Consider the following 15797-nt stretch of genomic DNA (forward strand, 5'->3'; position numbering starts at 1 on the left):
GGTTTGCTTACACGATCCGATTAAGGATTGTACAATCAAACCTGTTGACGCCTGAATTGGGCAGTTAATGACCTTTTTACCCTACCAGCGTTTAAATTTGTGATCAACTTCACACATGGATTTCGTTGAGCACTCATTGATGTAACTGATTATTTACAGTCAATTTACAGAGAAGATTTCTTCGACCATTGCCCCCGCCAGACGTTGTGCTGAACAGAGCCGTGGCATCCCCAACGCGACGGTTTGCCAGCGTTGGGTTACTGACCAGCAAACAGGCTGCTTATCGGCATCCGACCACTTGCCCAGCCAACTTAAAAAGTCTGCATGATCCCCGCCTGTCGAGGCTCCAGGAGGGGAAAACCACTGATGGTAATAATGGCGAGTGGTCGGTGCCGCATTGATACTATCTGCCAGATATTGCGTCGCTTTCACGCGCAAATCACCCAGCAACAACGCCACCGCTTGCGGGCTTCCCAGATGGCAGGCATCGCCAAACGCTCCCCAGCGCAGCTCCTCCAGAGCAATAAAACAACGTCCCGGTAGCGACCAGGCGTTATACGCACCAGCACGCCAGCGGGTAAAAATTTGCTCACTCTGCTCACCTGCCTGAACCAGTAACCCTCGTTGCATTAACGCTTTTTCCTTCCAGCGACAGCGGGCAGAAAACCACTCATACAACGCGGCGATTTGCTGGGGAAGTTCCGGGAAAGCAGAGTACGAACGGTGATCCATTTTTTGCAATAGTGCCAAATGTTGCGCGATCTGCGTCAGCGCCAGATGACCGGGATCAAGCATCGCCGCCAGTTTTTCCACCAATGTCAGGCGCAGGCTAAGTGGCGCATTTAACATTCCGGCATTCGCCCACGTCTGAAGCTGTGCGCGAGCAAGGATCTCCTGCATCAGTCGTTCACGAAGCTGCTGCTGATGGGTTTGTGGATAGCGGGCATCATCGCCCTGCGCCAGATCCACCAAAAAGCGGGGATAAACTGACTCCAGTACGCGACCAGAGCCGTCCAGTAACGTCTTTGTCAATACTGTTCTGCCATGAAAAGAGTGTGAATATCATCGCGTAACAACTGAGAGTCCGTATAAATCCAGCCATGAATCATCACGGTCTGTTGCAATTGCTGCTGCATCATCCTGACCACGGATTCATTTTGTTGACGCAGAGCCAGACTATCGCGTAAACGCGCCTGTAATTCCGTCAAACATAACGCGAAATCAGCGAAAAAAGTGTTCATGCCTGCCGTGACAGAATCATCGACCTGAACCGCCAAAGCTTTAGCCATTTGTTGGCAATAAAGGTCTACTTCTTCGGTTAACGTTCGTTGTAGCGCACTGTAATCAACGGCCTCTGGCGGTGATTTCTCACCACCCCGTCCCCAGTCAGGCTGATTCAGCCAGCGCGAGAACGTCTCACGCACAATGCCAAAACGGCTGCTCTGTTCATCCATTGCTTCCTGGTGGGATATTGCATCGCTGAACAGCTGGCGAGTATTGAAGTGTGGGACTGCGCCGTGAAAAGCAGGAAAATGAAAGCCGGGGCGAAACCCGGACTCATTCAATTCTGTTTTTACCCGTTGCTCGATGGGGTGAATAACATCGCTTAACACCCGGCAAAGGGTTGATTCCAGTTCAGCAAAACGCAGCGTAAAGTCACGGCTGATTTTGGTCTGTGCCGCCTGTAACAGCGTCTCGCAGCGGGTACGAATCTCGCTTAACGGCCACGAATCATGTTGAAACAGCACAGCTAACTGGGTATTCACCTCGTCTTGCTGCTGACGCAGAAAGTCGTTGGCTGATGCCAGAGCCACCTCGATTTCATGTTTAATCTCGCCACTCACCTGCACCTGATTAAGCTGCAATAGCTGCATATTTTCTTCAACCTGGAGGATATTTTGCCGCAATTGCTCGCAAACGACGTTCAGCCCGTGTGCGCGAAAATCAAGGTATTCCCGCGCTTGTTGGGCATAATTCAACAACTTATGCGAGGCAGATCGCAGTGCATATAACGACGCGTTGGCGTAGGCGGCATGGAGTAATGCCTGAACCGGTTGGGCGAACAGCGAATCTTCCCACAGTTGATCGGCAGCATGGCGAATATGGTCGATATCTGCCAGATCGGCATTGCACCAGCGCCTGCCAAGCGCGGCATGGGCAAAATCCTCCACCCAGCGTTGTTGCTCCGGTGCTGGCAACTTACCATTGTTAGCTAACTCATGACGTGCCCGATTTGCCAGATAGCCCCACATCGACGATACCGGAAATATCTGCCCTGGCGTAACACAACCTTTCATCAACGTCCCGGAAATCAGCGCCCGCACCTGTTCAGCATCGTCACTGTTACGATCCTGCTGATCGAACTTATTGACGAGCACATACAGCGGTACTGATTTCCCCACCGCTAAAACCGCCTCACGCACTTCTTCATCGGAGATTGACTTCAGTTGCGTATAGTCCAGCACCGCCAGCACTGCGGAGGCGCGCGCCAGTTGCTCGTTAAGCATTTTTTGCAGATGCGGTTGTCCGGCTTCATTCGGTCCGGGGGTATCCAGCAGCGTCAACTGCCCGGGATAACTCTCCAGCCCTGCCAGATGGACAAACTCCACTTCAATAACCGGAATATGCTCAATGGCGGCGTAAGCAGAAAAAGGAAAATCGACGTCCAGCGCCTTCGCCAGACGCACCAAATCATTCAAACTTTTCAGGCAATGAAAAATTGGCTGGGCACCAAGATAATATTTTTCAAAAGCAACGCCATTTTCGATCCGCTGCATAAGCGCACGCATATCTTTATCTATTTCCAGCAGTTCGGTCAGATGCTCAATATCGCAATCGCGCAGGCGTTGTTGTAATTTTTGGATTAAACAGTCGATTGGCGCGACATGCGAAAAATGCAGCACCGGTTCTTTTTGCCCCGGCGTATGGCGAATAAGCGTCGGCAGCGCAGTCATAGGGCGATTGCGATTAGGCAGAACTTCAGTGCCAACAATAGCGTTAATGGTGGTTGATTTCCCTGCTTTCATGGTGCCAATAATCGCCAGCACCATTTCCAGACAGGAAATTTTTCGCAGCTCATTATTCAGCATTGCGTGACGCTCGGCGATATTAGGCTGACTCCAGGGTAAAGCCAGTGGTGGTGCATCTTCTCCGGGCACAGAGAGCGGCATTTTTTCCAGTAACTGCAACTGTTGTCTGGAAAGCTGTAACAGACGTTCAGCCTCCTGACTTAACTCATATATTGTCTGTGTGTACATGGAAAATTCTTCCTTAAAGCAAATTTCATTATTTTTATTTAGCCAGATCGTTTTTTCGTTCTGTTGTCGGCTTTTATAATTACTGCAGGAAATAATTTTTATATTTAATATGTTGTTTTTATTCGGATGAATAAATCTCTTCCGACAAGTTAAAAGTCAGAAAGATAAAATAACAATTTAATTAAAAAAAGAACAAGAAGAGAGTTAACCTTAACTTAAATAATAAACAGAGGCAAAAAGATTATTTTCTTTTTGCGTTGTCTTTCAAATGAAAACGATCGTCGACTAAAATCAGCAGTACCCCCGACAAACGCAGGGATTTTGTGTATAATTGCGGCCTTTTTCGGCAATCTGCCGTTTTTTGGCGCTTTTGCCCTGCTGACTTTTGAGGAAATCCACATGTCATTACCACACTGCCCGAAATGCAACTCCGAATACACCTACGAAGATAACGGCATGTACATCTGCCCGGAATGCGCCTACGAATGGAACGACGCTGAACCTGCGCAGGAAAGCGACGAGCTGATCGTTAAAGATGCTAACGGCAACCTGCTGGCTGACGGCGACAGCGTTACCATCATTAAAGATCTGAAGGTGAAAGGTAGCTCTTCGATGCTGAAAATCGGCACCAAAGTGAAAAACATCCGCCTGGTTGAAGGCGACCATAACATCGATTGCAAAATCGACGGTTTTGGTCCAATGAAACTGAAATCTGAGTTTGTGAAAAAGAACTGATTTCGAATGCCGGGTGCGATACATCCGGCAACGGTGCCAAATGCCTGATGCGACGCTTGCGCGTCTTATCAGGCCTACAAATTCCCGCGCCATCCGTAGGCCGGAATAAGGCGTTTACGCCGCATCCGGCAACGGGCCAATGCCTGATGCGACGCTTGCCGCGTCTTATGAGGCCTACTCTTCATCTATACAAAATTCAAACTACACTTAACTGACTTCTCTTAACTGAGGTCACCATCATGCCGTTAAGCCCCTATATCTCTTTTGCCGGTAACTGTGCCGACGCCATAGCCTATTACCAACGCACGTTAGATGCGGAACTGCTCTATAAAATCAGCTTTGGGGAAATGCCGAAACCCGCGCAGGAAAGCTCCGAAGGTTGTCCTTCAGGGATGCAATTTCCCGATACTGCCATCGCCCATGCTAACGTGCGCATTGCCGGAAGCGACATCATGATGAGCGATGCCATACCGTCAGGAAAAGCCAACTACTCCGGATTTACGTTGGTGCTCGATTCGCAACAGGTCGAGGAAGGGAAACGTTGGTTTGACAACCTTGCCGCCAACGGAAAAATCGAAATGGACTGGCAGGAAACCTTCTGGGCACATGGCTTCGGCAAAGTTACCGATAAATTTGGAGTGCCGTGGATGATTAATGTCGTTAAGCAGCAGTCAACACAATAGCCGGGCTTTAATAGCTGATGGGGAGAATTAGGGGGAGGGGCGATGCCTGCCCCATACCCAACATCACCGCCCATACTCATCTTCCATTCTCCGCTCTTCATCTTCCAGCTGCCGACGCTCCTGATCAAGCTGGCGCTGGCGGTCGTCCAGCTGCCTGCGGCGATCTTCAAACTGGCGGCGGCGGTCGTCATATTGTCTGCGACGATCGTCGCTCACTTGACGCTGCCAGCCGTCGTCGCGCGAATCTTCATAGTCACGCCCACGGTCAGGGTTATAAGCGTCGTTAATCGCCTGCTGAATATTACCAATCGTGTCGTCGATAATATCGGCCTGAGCCGGAACGGTGGTCAGCGTGAGCAGGGTGAAAAGAAAGAGCGTGGAGTAAGGTTTCATAAGACAGTCTCTGTGATGGACTGGCTTAACGTTAGTTGAGTGTGAATAACCGGAGTAGCGGAGTAATCTCAAATACGGTAAGGCGCAGACTCTTCCATTAGCTGGATAGCTCGCCGTTTATTTTCCGCCACCAGCACAATGCTATGACATTTTTGATCCGGAGAAATACTCCAGATACGTTCTTCCGGAATGCAGCCACCATCGTAGATCACTTTCGTGCCATCGTAAGGCCAAAATGTCTCTTGTTCAGTGTCTAATATAAACACCGAAATCTGATCGGACTCGCGCGCGATCTTCTGCCAGAGCATCTTCCCGCCATCATACTGATCAAAATCGCTGATGAGTGTGATTCCGCATTGCAGGATTAACGCTTCATACAGTCGCGTTGCCAGACCTTTATCGCGTTCACCTGGGGAGACGCAGATACCTTCCACTTGTACCAGATCCGAGTCTTCCCACCAGCGTTCAACGGCAATAATATCGCTGCCGAACTCTTTTTTACGCTGCAGGTCGAGAGCGGCGAGTACCCGATGACGTGGCACGCCTGCAAAAACTTCAATGTCCGCTTCAATGATGGCCGCTCTTGGCGTCTGGCTGTCATAAATCACCTGTAACAGACGCCCGGAAAGCTCGATCTCTTCCACCACGCGAAAAGAACGAGCAACCGTCATTGGGCTATAGGTGGTTGGCATCACGATCATATGTGAATCGCCTCTTGTCAGTACTGACATAATTCCTTTTATATCCCATTCAGAGCAGAATTGCTCACAATAGCAGCACGTTTGCTCCAGGCCTCTTGATAAATTCTGAAAATCATCCCTCAATTTGCCCCAATGCCTGCGCCAGTTGCACGCGGGTAAAAGGTTTGCGCAGCAGCGCCACTTCTGGCAACGCGGGGTTATAGCTGGGGCGTAAATCCTGACCACTGATGAGCAGCAGCATCAGGTGTGGGTAGCGTTTGCGTGCTGCATTGACCACTTCTGCGCCGCTCATACCGCCTGGGAGCATTAAGTCGCTGATAAAAATATCGATTTCCACTGATGCCGCCAGCAGATCCAGCGCCTGTTCGCCGCTGCTGGCTTCCAGCGTCAAATAGCCCAGCAGGTGCAACTGTTCGCAGATTGTCTGGCGTACTGCAGCTTCATCTTCCAGCACCAACACCAGCTTATCGCCGCTGACGGCTGTCTGTTCTACCACCGCTGACGATACATTTTTCGCCGCCAACAACGCACGGGGAAGCTGTAGTCTGACTGTCGTTCCCTGCCCCTGTGCACTTTCGATTTCCACCCTCCCGCCGGACTGACGCACGAAACCATAGACCATCGACAAGCCTAGTCCGCTGCCACTGCCCGTCTGTTTGGTGGTAAAGAACGGCTCGAATACCTGGCTTTTCACCTCCTGCGACATTCCACAGCCATGATCGATAACCTCCAGAGCCACCATGTCCTGACGCTGCCCACCGCTACGGGTGACACGCTGGTTCCAGGTGCGGATTTTGAGGGTTCCCGTCAGCCCTTCCATCGCATCACGAGCGTTCATCACCAGGTTGATGATGGCGTTTTCCAGTTGGCTGACGTCAATCCACGCAGGCCACGCCGGAGACTGTGCTTCAATCTCCAGCGTCAGCGTTGTCGGTAAGGAGTGGCGCATCAATTCACTTAACTCTTCCAGTAATGTTTTCAGTTCAATGGCTTGTGGATGTAAGGACTGCTTGCGGGAAAACGCCAACAGTCGCTGGGTTAGTAGCGCGCCACGTTCGGCGGCTTGCTGCGCTCGCTGTATTCGCGGCGCGTCGGGCGAGTCCGTGTTCACCAGCTCCAGGCTGCCAATAATCACCGCCAACAGATTATTAAAATCATGCGCCAGTCCTCCCGTCAGTTGCCCGACCGCTTTTAGTTTCTGGCTGTGCAACAGCGCCTCTTCCAGCCCCTGCCGCTCGGTTTGAGCAATCTCCATCTGCGTGGTTTTCTCTTTCAGCAGCCGTGACGTCCGCTCAAGCGATGCGGTATTACGGGCGAAGACGTTAAAGGCGCGTGCCAGTTCACCTAACTCATCGCGCCGCTGTAACGCCGGAAAGCTGACGTCTGCTTCACCGTGCGCCAGACGGCTCATGGCGCGGGAAATCGCCGTCAGGTTTGAGCCGAGATTGCGATAGATATACCAACCTGCAAATGCGGTGATCACCACCGCTAACAGGGCAAAAATCATGATCACCCTCTCGCCGGAGCGCAGATCCTGGTAACTTTGTGCTACCCGCTGACCGGAAAGCATCGCCACCTGTTCGGCATAATGGTTTATATCGCTGTTAAGGATCGCCACCAGAGCTTTGATGTGAAACATATACCAGCTAATCGCCAGATCGCTTTGCTCCAGTGACGCCGAAAGCGGCGCGAGTTTGCGCAGTTCACGATTAAAATCAGTAAGTAGCGTATTTACTAACGGCGTATCACTATGAGTCGGCAGAGCTGACATCACTTCAACCAGTTGATGAATAATCGCCTGCGGTGCTGGAGTGGCAATGGCGGCAACGATCAGCCGGTTCATCTCGTTAAGCAAAAGATCATCTTCCGCGTAAGTGACTTTTTGCAGATGCCGCAGATAACTTAAGTTTTGATATAGCGAACTTAACAGCGCGTTACGTTCCAGGTGCCGCCTTTGCCCCCGCTCCAGCATTCCGCCGACGCTGGTTTGCAGTTCATTACTGCGCTGGATGATTCGCGCCACCAGCCCGGCGTCCTGCTGTGCTAAAGGCGCGTTCGCCAGTTGTGCAAGCGAGCTTTTTAATGCCCGCTGTGTCTCCTGCAATCGCTCGGCTTCACCTTTATATTCCAGCGCCCCCACCACCTGTGATAATCGCACCGCCGCTGTCGCCACGTTTGCGGTGTCACGCGCCAGATTCAGGCTGCCGGTCATATCATCCACCGTTTGCTGCTGCACCTGCTCCTGCATCTGGCTGGCATGACGAAAGCCCATTACCGCCACGCCGCTGACCATCAGCGTCACCGCCACCACAAGCAAATTTAAAAGCAGCAACCGCCCGCGCGCGCTGGCAAAAAAGTGACGTCCGGGGTGCGCCATATCACGCTCCGTAAAGAAAAATCGCAATATGACAAATATGAACGGCTTCTGACATTTTGCATTTACTTTCCTGTGATGGAGTGCTGATATCGACAACCTCGCAGGAGTCCGCCATGAACAGCACGCCAGTTCTGGAGATGCGCAATATTGCCAAAGCCTTCGGCAAATTTTACGCGCTCAAAGGGGTGGATTTGACGGTTTACCCTGGCGAGATCCATGCCCTGATGGGGGAAAACGGCGCCGGAAAAAGCACGCTGATGAAGGTGCTGGCGGGGGCGTATACCGCCACCAGCGGCGAGATCCTGATAGACGGCAAGCCCTTTCACATTCGCACACCGAAAGATGCCTTAAGCGCCGGTATTACGCTGATTTATCAGGAGATGCAGCTGGCACCGAATCTGACGGTGGCAGAAAATATTTTCCTCGGCAGCGAGCTTTCCCACGGCGGGCTGGTGCAGCGTAAAGAGATGCTGGTGCAGGCGCAAAAAGTGATCGACCGCCTCGGCGCGCAGTTTAACGCCAGCGATAAAGTCATGACGCTGACCATCGCCGAGCAACAGCAGGTCGAAATCGCCCGCGCGTTGCATCGCAACAGCCGCATTCTGGTGATGGACGAACCTACCGCCGCCCTCTCCTCCCGCGAAACTCACCGCCTGTTTGAACTGATTATGCGACTGCGCGATGAAGGGATGGCGATTATCTACATCAGCCACCGCATGGCAGAAGTGTATGAGATTTCCGATCGCGTCAGCGTGCTGCGTGACGGGCAATACGTTGGCAGCCTGACCCGCGACAATCTCAACGCCGGGGAACTGGTGCGGATGATGGTCGGCAGGCCGCTGAGCGATCTGTTCAATAAAGAGCGCGATATCCCGCTCGGCAAAGCCCGCCTGAACGTTCACCACCTGACCGACGGCGGCAAAGTCCAGCCGAGTAGCCTGCTGGTGCGTTCCGGCGAAATTGTCGGCCTCGCCGGGCTGGTGGGCGCCGGACGTTCCGAACTGGCGCAGTTAATTTTCGGCGTGCGGAAAGCGACAGGCGGAATGATTGAAGTCGATGGCGAACCGGTGGTGATCCACTCCCCGCGCGAAGCCATCGATCTTGGCATTGGTTTTCTCACCGAAAACCGCAAAGAACAGGGATTGTTCCTTGAAATGGCGGCAGCCGAAAACATCACCATGGCAACCCTGGAGCGCGATGCCAGCTGGGGGATGCTCAATCGCAAAAAAGCACAAACCATTTCCGATGACGCCATTAAGTTGCTCAACATCCGCGTGCCTCATGCCCAGGTGCGAGCAGGTGGGCTTTCGGGCGGTAATCAGCAAAAACTGTTGATCTCCCGCTGGGTGGCGATTGACCCACGCATTTTACTGCTCGATGAACCCACGCGCGGCGTGGATGTCGGCGCAAAAAGCGAGATCTACCGGATCATGAACGAGATGGCGCACAAGGGCGTAGCGATCCTGATGATCTCCAGCGAACTGCCGGAGATAGTCGGGATGAGCGATCGCGTTTATGTAATGCGCGAAGGCAGCATTGCCGGTGAGTTAAACGGCAACAACATCACCCAGGAAAACATTATGACCTTAGCGACCGGCGTCAACGACGCCCATTCCCAGGCGGTGCGCTCATGACGACATCTGCAAAGACCTCTGCCAAAAAAATGTTAATGAGCGATCTGATGCAAACGGTCGGCATTTTGCCGATTCTGATCCTGATCGTGGCGATTTTTGGCTTTATCGCGCCAAACTTTTTTACCGAAAGCAACCTGCTGAATATTACCCGCCAGGCGTCAATCAACATTGTGTTGGCGGCAGGAATGACCTTCATCATTTTGACCGGCGGGATCGATCTTTCTGTAGGTTCAATTCTCGGCACCACGGCGGTGGCGGCGATGGTCGTCTCCCTTAGCCCGGAGTTCGCCATGCTGTCGATTCCAGCGGCGCTGATGCTCGGCCTGCTGCTGGGGTTGTTCAACGGCGCACTGGTGACCTTTGCCGGATTGCCGCCATTTATCGTCACGCTCGGCACCTATACGGCGCTACGTGGGGCGGCGTATCTGCTGGCAGACGGCACCACGGTCATCAACTCCAACATTAATTTCGAGTGGATAGGTAATAACTATCTCGGGCCGGTCCCGTGGCTGGTGGTGATTGCGCTGGCGGTGATCGTGGTGTGCTGGTTTATTCTGCGCCGCACCACACTTGGCGTTCATATCTACGCCGTCGGCGGCAATATGCAGGCGGCGCGTCTTACCGGCATTAAGGTCTGGCTGGTGCTGCTGTTTGTTTATGGCATGAGCGGCCTGCTTTCAGGGCTGGGCGGGATTATGAGCGCCTCGCGGCTATACAGCGCCAACGGCAACTTAGGCATGGGTTACGAACTGGACGCCATTGCGGCGGTGATCCTCGGCGGCACCAGTTTTGTTGGCGGGATCGGCACCATCACCGGCACGCTGGTCGGCGCGCTGATTATCGCCACGCTCAACAACGGCATGACCTTAATGGGCGTCTCTTACTTCTGGCAGTTGGTGATCAAAGGGGCGGTGATCATCATTGCGGTGCTGATCGACAAATACCGTACCCGACATCATCAAAGCGCATAACAACAATACCCTACACATGAGGAATACAGTATGAGATTGAAGCCCTTAGTGACCGCGCTCTGTGCAGGCGCGCTGCTGGCTGCGGCACCGTTCGCCCAGGCGAAAGAACTGAAATCGATAGGCGTAACGGTAGGCGACCTGGCGAACCCGTTCTTCGTACAGATAACCAAAGGCGCGGAGCTGGAAGCGCGTAAACTGGCAGGCGATAACGTCAAAGTGACGCTGGTTTCCAGCGGCTACGATCTGGGCCAGCAGGTGTCGCAAATTGACAACTTTATCGCCGCTAACGTCGATATGATCATCCTTAACGCTGCCGATTCAAAAGGGATCGGCCCGGCGGTGAAACGGGCGAAAGACGCCGGGATCGTGGTGGTGGCGGTTGACGTAGCGGCAGAAGGTGCCGACGCCACCATTACTTCCGATAACACCCAGGCGGGCGAAATGGCCTGTAAATACATCACCGATCGCCTGAAAGGCAAAGGCAACGTGGTGATCATCAACGGCCCGCCGGTGTCCGCCGTGCAGAACCGCGTCGAAGGCTGCCAGACCGAATTTAAACGCCATCCTGACATCAAGGTGCTCTCTGACAACCAGAACGCCAAAGGCAGTCGTGAAGGCGGACTGGAGGTGATGACCGGGCTGCTGGCGGCGAATCCGAAGATCGACGGCGTGTTTGCGATTAACGATCCCACCGCGATCGGCGCCGATCTGGCAGCAAAACAGGCACAACGTAACGAGTTCTTTATTGTTGGCGTGGATGGTAGCCCGGACGCCGAAGAGGCGCTGAAGCGTGAGAACTCATTGTTTGTCGCGACTCCCGCACAAGACCCACAGGTGATGGCGGCGAAAGCCGTCGAGATCGGTTATGACATTTTGCAGGGCAAACCCGCGCCGAAAGAGCCGGTGCTGATCCCGGTGACGATGATCGACAAAGACAACGTCGGCAATTACAAAGGCTGGACGGTGAAATAAGTCCGAAGCCGGGCGGCGACGCTGCCCGGCGACAGCGCATTAGCTAATCCAGGAGCGGGCATGATGGAACGTAAAGGTATTATCGCAGCAGGAAATATGCTGGTTGACCACGTCCACCAGATTATCCAGTGGCCGGAGCGCGGCTGGCTGGCGGAGATCACCCACAGCGAACGCTCCACCGGCGGCGCGCCGCTTAACGTCCTGCTGACGCTGGCGAAAATGCGCGCCGGGCTGCCTTTGCAGGCGGTCGGGCTAATCGGTCAGGACAGCGATGGCGATTACATTATGGCAATGCTGGAGCAGTATCACGTCAACCGCCAGCATGTGCAGCGCACCACTTTTGCGCCGACGTCGATGTCGCAGGTGATGACCGATCCCAGCGGACAGCGCACATTTTTCCATTCACCGGGCGCTAACCGGCTGCTGGATCTTCCGGCGTTCGACCAGCTTGATAGCAGCATGAAAATCTTCCATCTCGGTTATCTGCTGTTGCTCGAAAGCCTGGATATGCCAGACGATGTTTATGGCACTCGCAGCGCCCGCCTGCTGGCGCAGATGCATGACGCTGGCTATGAAACCTGTCTCGATCTGGTTTCCCGCAAGGGCGATCCGCGCTATCAGCCGCTGGTATTGCCCGCGTTGCGTCATCTGGATTATCTGGTGATTAACGAACTGGAGGCTGGGGAATTTAGCGGGCTGGAGATTCGTTTGCCTAACGGCGAGCCACATATCGCGCATATTGCCGCCGCCGCGCGCGAACTGTTAGATGCGGGCGTGCGCCAGCGCGTGGTGATTCACTGCGCGGAAGGCGCATGGGGAGAGACGCCGGAACAGGGCGGCATGTGGATACCCTCACGGAAATTAGAACCGCGCGAGATTATCGGTAGCGTCGGCGCGGGTGATGCGTTTTGTGCCGGATTTTTGTATGGCTGCCACGAACGCTGGACGCTTACCGAGAGCATCAAACTGGCACATGCCTGCGCACGCGCGAGCCTGTTATGCGCCAACGCCATCGACGGGGCAAAAACACTGGAAGAGCTGCAAACAGAAATGTCGGATTAATGCACGTCGGCAGCGAAGACATAACCCAGACCGCGCAGAGTTTTAATCAACATTGGCTGATGCGGGTTCAGTTCGATTTTGCGTCGTAGTCGCATGATTAATACGTCGATGGTGCGATCAAACACCTCTATGCTGTCACTATGGGTAAACTCCAGCAACTGCTCACGGCTCAATACCCGACGGGCGTTTTGTGCCAGAGCCAGCAACAAGCAATATTCGCCCTGAGTCAGCTCAACAAGTTGCTGTCGCGGATTGTGTAGCTGGCAGCGTGTGGTATCGAGATACCAGCCATTAAATGACAGCCCGGCATTTTTCTCCTCATTGACCGCCAGCACGCCAACGCGCCGTAACACCGCTTTTAGTCGCGCGACCACTACCCGTGGGGTAAATGGCTTGCAGATGTAATCATCCGCGCCCATTTCCAGCCCGACCACCACATCAGACTCACTGCCCAGACCGGTCAGCATCACCACCGGCAATGCAGGACGCATTTTCTGTAGTTGTTGTAATACCATCAGGCCGTTGGTATCAGGCAACATCATATCCAGCACCACCAGCGCAATATCAGGATCGCCTTCAATACACGATATTGCCGCCTGTCCGGTATGGCAGACTGAAACCGTAAAGACATGTTCGCTTAACACGTCCTGCAACAGTGCACAGATAGCCGCGTCATCATCCACCACCAGCACCACGGGTTTCATGGTTACACTCCGCATTATTCACCTGATTAATCATTGTGCGTACTTCCTGGCGAAGTGAAAGAGGAAAGCAATATATATAATGAAAATATAATTCATGTCACATTATTGATATTGTTAATAGATATGCCGTACTTTTTCACCTTCAGCACAAACCCCTAATAAAATGGCTCGTTCCGCTCACACTTCCACTTATTAAAGTCGCAATTTCCCAATTATGATATCGCCAGCTTTAAATGACGTATTTTGCATGGATTACATATTTACGACACAAATGATAAATGGAGATTTATATGAATAACTCTCGGTTATTCCGTTTGAGCAGGATTGTTATTGCGTTAACCGCCGCCAGCGGCATGATGGTAAATACCGCTTACGCGAAAGAGGAAGCGAAAGCCACCTCCCAATATACGCAACAGGTAAATCAGAATTACGCCAAATCATTACCGTTTAGCGATCGTCAGGATTTTGACGACGCCCAGCGCGGATTTATCGCCCCGCTGCTCGATGAAGGTATTCTGCGTGATGCGAACGGCAAAGTTTACTACCGCGCGGACGATTACAAATTTGATATTAATGCCGCTGCGCCGGAAACGGTAAACCCCAGCCTGTGGCGTCAGTCACAGATCAACGGTATTTCTGGCCTGTTCAAAGTCACCGATAAAATGTATCAGGTGCGCGGCCAGGACATCTCCAACATTACGTTCGTGGAAGGCGAGAAAGGCATTATTGTTATCGACCCGCTGGTAACGCCGCCTGCCGCAAAAGCCGCCCTTGACCTTTACTTCCAGCATCGTCCGCAAAAACCGATTGTTGCGGTTATCTACACCCACAGCCACACCGACCACTATGGCGGCGTAAAAGGCATTATCTCCGAAGCTGATGTTAAATCGGGCAAAGTGCAGGTGATTGCCCCTGCTGGATTTATGGACGAAGCCATCAGTGAAAACGTACTGGCGGGTAACATCATGAGCCGCCGTGCGCTCTACTCTTACGGCCTGTTACTGCCGCACAACGCGCAGGGTAACGTGGGTAACGGTCTCGGTGTGACGCTGGCAACCGGTGACCCAAGCATTATTGCGCCAACCAAAACAATCGTCAGAACTGGCGAGAAGATGATTATCGACGGTCTGGAGTTTGACTTCCTGATGACCCCTGGCAGCGAAGCGCCAGCGGAAATGCACTTCTATATTCCGGCACTGAAAGCCCTGTGTACCGCCGAGAACGCCACTCATACCCTGCACAACTTCTACACTCTGCGCGGCGCGAAAACCCGCGATACCAGCAAATGGACCGAGTACCTGAACGAAACGCTGGATATGTGGGGTAACGAAGCGGAAGTCCTGTTTATGCCGCACACCTGGCCGGTATGGGGCAATAAGCATATCAATGATTATATTGGTAAATATCGCGATACTATCAAGTACATTCACGACCAGACCCTGCACCTGGCAAACCAGGGCTACACCATGAATGAAATCGGCGACATGATTAAGCTGCCACCTGCGCTTGCCAATAACTGGGCCAGCCGTGGCTATTACGGTTCTGTCAGCCACAACGCCCGTGCGGTATATAACTTCTACCTCGGCTATTACGACGGTAACCCGGCAAACCTGCATCCGTATGGACAGGTGGAGATGGGTAAACGTTATGTGCAGGCGCTGGGCGGTTCCGCACGCGTCATCAACCTGGCGCAAGAAGCAAACAAGCAGGGTGATTATCGCTGGTCGGCAGAGTTACTGAAACAGGTGATTGCCGCCAATCCGGGCGACCAGGTGGCGAAGAATCTGCAAGCCAATAACTTTGAACAGCTTGGTTATCAGGCGGAGTCAGCCACCTGGCGCGGTTTCTACCTGACTGGCGCGAAAGAGCTGCGCGAAGGGGTACATAAGTTCAGCCACGGCACCACCGGTTCCCCGGATACCATTCGCGGGATGTCGGTCGAAATGCTGTTCGACTTTATGGCTGTTCGCCTCGATAGCGAAAAAGCCGCCGGGAAGAACATCAGCCTGAACTTCAATATGAGTAACGGCGATAACCTCAACCTGACCCTGAACGATAGCGTGCTTAACTACCGTAAAACGCTGCAACCGCAAGCCAATGCGTCCTTCTACATTAGCCGTGAAGATCTGCACGCCGTGCTGACCGGACAGGCGAAAATGGCGGATCTGGTAAAAGCGAAGAAAGCCAAAATTATTGGCAATGGTGCGAAACTGGAAGAAATTATTGCTTGTCTGGATAATTTCGATTTGTGGGTGAATATTGTAACCCCGAATTAATTCCACTCATTTTCGGGGGCATTCAAGCCCCC

13 protein-coding genes are annotated in these 15797 nt (G+C 53.0%); 7 read left to right on the forward strand and 6 right to left on the reverse strand.

The window, feature by feature from the left end:
- Positions 1-159: 159 nt before the first annotated feature.
- Together A7098_RS12745 and crfC are read right to left on the reverse strand one after the other, a co-directional pair.
- Positions 160-1032: a diguanylate cyclase regulator RdcB family protein gene (locus tag A7098_RS12745; protein WP_105280891.1), complete on the reverse strand. Its 873-nt coding sequence runs from the start codon at positions 1030-1032 to the stop codon at positions 160-162.
- Positions 1029-3257 carry a clamp-binding protein CrfC gene (gene crfC / locus A7098_RS12750; RefSeq protein ID WP_105280892.1) on the reverse strand — a complete coding sequence of 743 codons (2229 nt, stop codon included), beginning with the start codon at positions 3255-3257 and terminating at the stop codon, positions 1029-1031. The genes A7098_RS12745 and crfC overlap by 4 nt, the downstream gene beginning before the upstream one ends.
- 399 nt (positions 3258-3656) lie before the next feature.
- Between crfC and A7098_RS12760 the strand changes: the two genes are divergently transcribed.
- Both A7098_RS12760 and yjdN read left to right on the forward strand, forming a co-directional pair.
- Positions 3657-3992, forward strand: a complete 336-nt coding sequence (locus tag A7098_RS12760) for a zinc ribbon domain-containing protein YjdM (protein WP_001300891.1) — start codon at positions 3657-3659, stop codon at positions 3990-3992.
- Between the two features lie 239 nt (positions 3993-4231).
- Positions 4232-4675 carry a VOC family metalloprotein YjdN gene (gene yjdN, locus A7098_RS12765; protein WP_001131294.1) on the forward strand — a complete coding sequence of 148 codons (444 nt, stop codon included), beginning with the start codon at positions 4232-4234 and terminating at the stop codon, positions 4673-4675.
- 63 nt (positions 4676-4738) lie between these two features.
- Here yjdN and yjdP read toward each other — a convergent pair whose 3' ends face one another.
- From yjdP to A7098_RS12780, 3 genes are all read right to left on the reverse strand, one after another.
- Entirely contained in the window at positions 4739-5068 is a 330-nt protein-coding gene (gene yjdP / locus A7098_RS12770) for a DDRRRQL repeat protein YjdP (protein ID WP_000806200.1), read from the reverse strand.
- A 68-nt stretch (positions 5069-5136) separates the two neighbouring features.
- The gene (locus tag A7098_RS12775; protein WP_000636711.1) at positions 5137-5769 is read right to left on the reverse strand and encodes an N-acetyltransferase; all 633 of its coding nucleotides are present in this window, start codon (positions 5767-5769) and stop codon (positions 5137-5139) included.
- A 112-nt stretch (positions 5770-5881) separates the two neighbouring features.
- Complete coding sequence (locus A7098_RS12780; protein WP_105280893.1) at positions 5882-8146, reverse strand: hybrid sensor histidine kinase/response regulator; 2265 nt, start codon at positions 8144-8146, stop codon at positions 5882-5884.
- Between the two features lie 113 nt (positions 8147-8259).
- Here A7098_RS12780 and A7098_RS12790 point away from each other — a divergent pair, with 113 nt between their 5' ends.
- The 4 genes from A7098_RS12790 to A7098_RS12805 are packed head-to-tail and all read left to right on the forward strand — an operon-like array spanning position 8260 to position 12785.
- Positions 8260-9780, forward strand: a complete 1521-nt coding sequence (locus tag A7098_RS12790) for a sugar ABC transporter ATP-binding protein (protein WP_105280894.1) — start codon at positions 8260-8262, stop codon at positions 9778-9780.
- Positions 9777-10751, forward strand: coding sequence for a ribose ABC transporter permease (locus A7098_RS12795; protein WP_105280895.1), 975 nt, complete (start codon positions 9777-9779; stop codon positions 10749-10751). The genes A7098_RS12790 and A7098_RS12795 overlap by 4 nt, the downstream gene beginning before the upstream one ends.
- 30 nt (positions 10752-10781) lie before the next feature.
- Positions 10782-11723: an ABC transporter substrate-binding protein gene (locus A7098_RS12800; protein WP_032226457.1), complete on the forward strand. Its 942-nt coding sequence runs from the start codon at positions 10782-10784 to the stop codon at positions 11721-11723.
- A 60-nt stretch (positions 11724-11783) separates the two neighbouring features.
- The gene (locus A7098_RS12805; protein ID WP_000970595.1) at positions 11784-12785 is read left to right on the forward strand and encodes a carbohydrate kinase family protein; all 1002 of its coding nucleotides are present in this window, start codon (positions 11784-11786) and stop codon (positions 12783-12785) included.
- On the opposite strand, the gene A7098_RS12810 is transcribed toward A7098_RS12805, so the two are convergent.
- Positions 12782-13489, reverse strand: a complete 708-nt coding sequence (locus A7098_RS12810) for a response regulator transcription factor (protein WP_000805926.1) — start codon at positions 13487-13489, stop codon at positions 12782-12784. The genes A7098_RS12805 and A7098_RS12810 overlap by 4 nt on opposite strands.
- 290 nt (positions 13490-13779) lie before the next feature.
- Here A7098_RS12810 and yjcS point away from each other — a divergent pair, with 290 nt between their 5' ends.
- On the forward strand, positions 13780-15765 hold the full coding sequence (gene yjcS, locus A7098_RS12815) for an alkyl sulfatase YjcS (protein ID WP_105280896.1): 1986 nt from the start codon (positions 13780-13782) through the stop codon (positions 15763-15765).
- Positions 15766-15797 lie beyond the last annotated feature (32 nt).

The sequence above is a fragment of the Escherichia sp. MOD1-EC7011 genome (assembly GCF_002965005.1).
GTDB classification, from domain to species: domain Bacteria; phylum Pseudomonadota; class Gammaproteobacteria; order Enterobacterales; family Enterobacteriaceae; genus Escherichia; species Escherichia ruysiae.

What these genes read in the sequence shown, in the direction of transcription:
- A7098_RS12790 (WP_105280894.1), top strand. Translation starts at nt 8,260, where the DNA reads ATGAACAGCACGCCAGTTCTGGAGATGCGCAATATTGCCAAAGCCTTC.
- A7098_RS12795 (WP_105280895.1), top strand. Translation starts at nt 9,777, where the DNA reads ATGACGACATCTGCAAAGACCTCTGCCAAAAAAATGTTAATGAGCGAT.
- yjcS (WP_105280896.1), top strand. Translation starts at nt 13,780, where the DNA reads ATGAATAACTCTCGGTTATTCCGTTTGAGCAGGATTGTTATTGCGTTA.
- A7098_RS12780 (WP_105280893.1), bottom strand. Translation starts at nt 8,146, where the DNA reads ATGGCGCACCCCGGACGTCACTTTTTTGCCAGCGCGCGCGGGCGGTTG.
- crfC (WP_105280892.1), bottom strand. Translation starts at nt 3,257, where the DNA reads ATGTACACACAGACAATATATGAGTTAAGTCAGGAGGCTGAACGTCTG.
- A7098_RS12775 (WP_000636711.1), bottom strand. Translation starts at nt 5,769, where the DNA reads ATGATCGTGATGCCAACCACCTATAGCCCAATGACGGTTGCTCGTTCT.
- A7098_RS12760 (WP_001300891.1), top strand. Translation starts at nt 3,657, where the DNA reads ATGTCATTACCACACTGCCCGAAATGCAACTCCGAATACACCTACGAA.
- yjdN (WP_001131294.1), top strand. Translation starts at nt 4,232, where the DNA reads ATGCCGTTAAGCCCCTATATCTCTTTTGCCGGTAACTGTGCCGACGCC.
- A7098_RS12800 (WP_032226457.1), top strand. Translation starts at nt 10,782, where the DNA reads ATGAGATTGAAGCCCTTAGTGACCGCGCTCTGTGCAGGCGCGCTGCTG.
- A7098_RS12805 (WP_000970595.1), top strand. Translation starts at nt 11,784, where the DNA reads ATGATGGAACGTAAAGGTATTATCGCAGCAGGAAATATGCTGGTTGAC.
- A7098_RS12810 (WP_000805926.1), bottom strand. Translation starts at nt 13,489, where the DNA reads ATGAAACCCGTGGTGCTGGTGGTGGATGATGACGCGGCTATCTGTGCA.
- yjdP (WP_000806200.1), bottom strand. Translation starts at nt 5,068, where the DNA reads ATGAAACCTTACTCCACGCTCTTTCTTTTCACCCTGCTCACGCTGACC.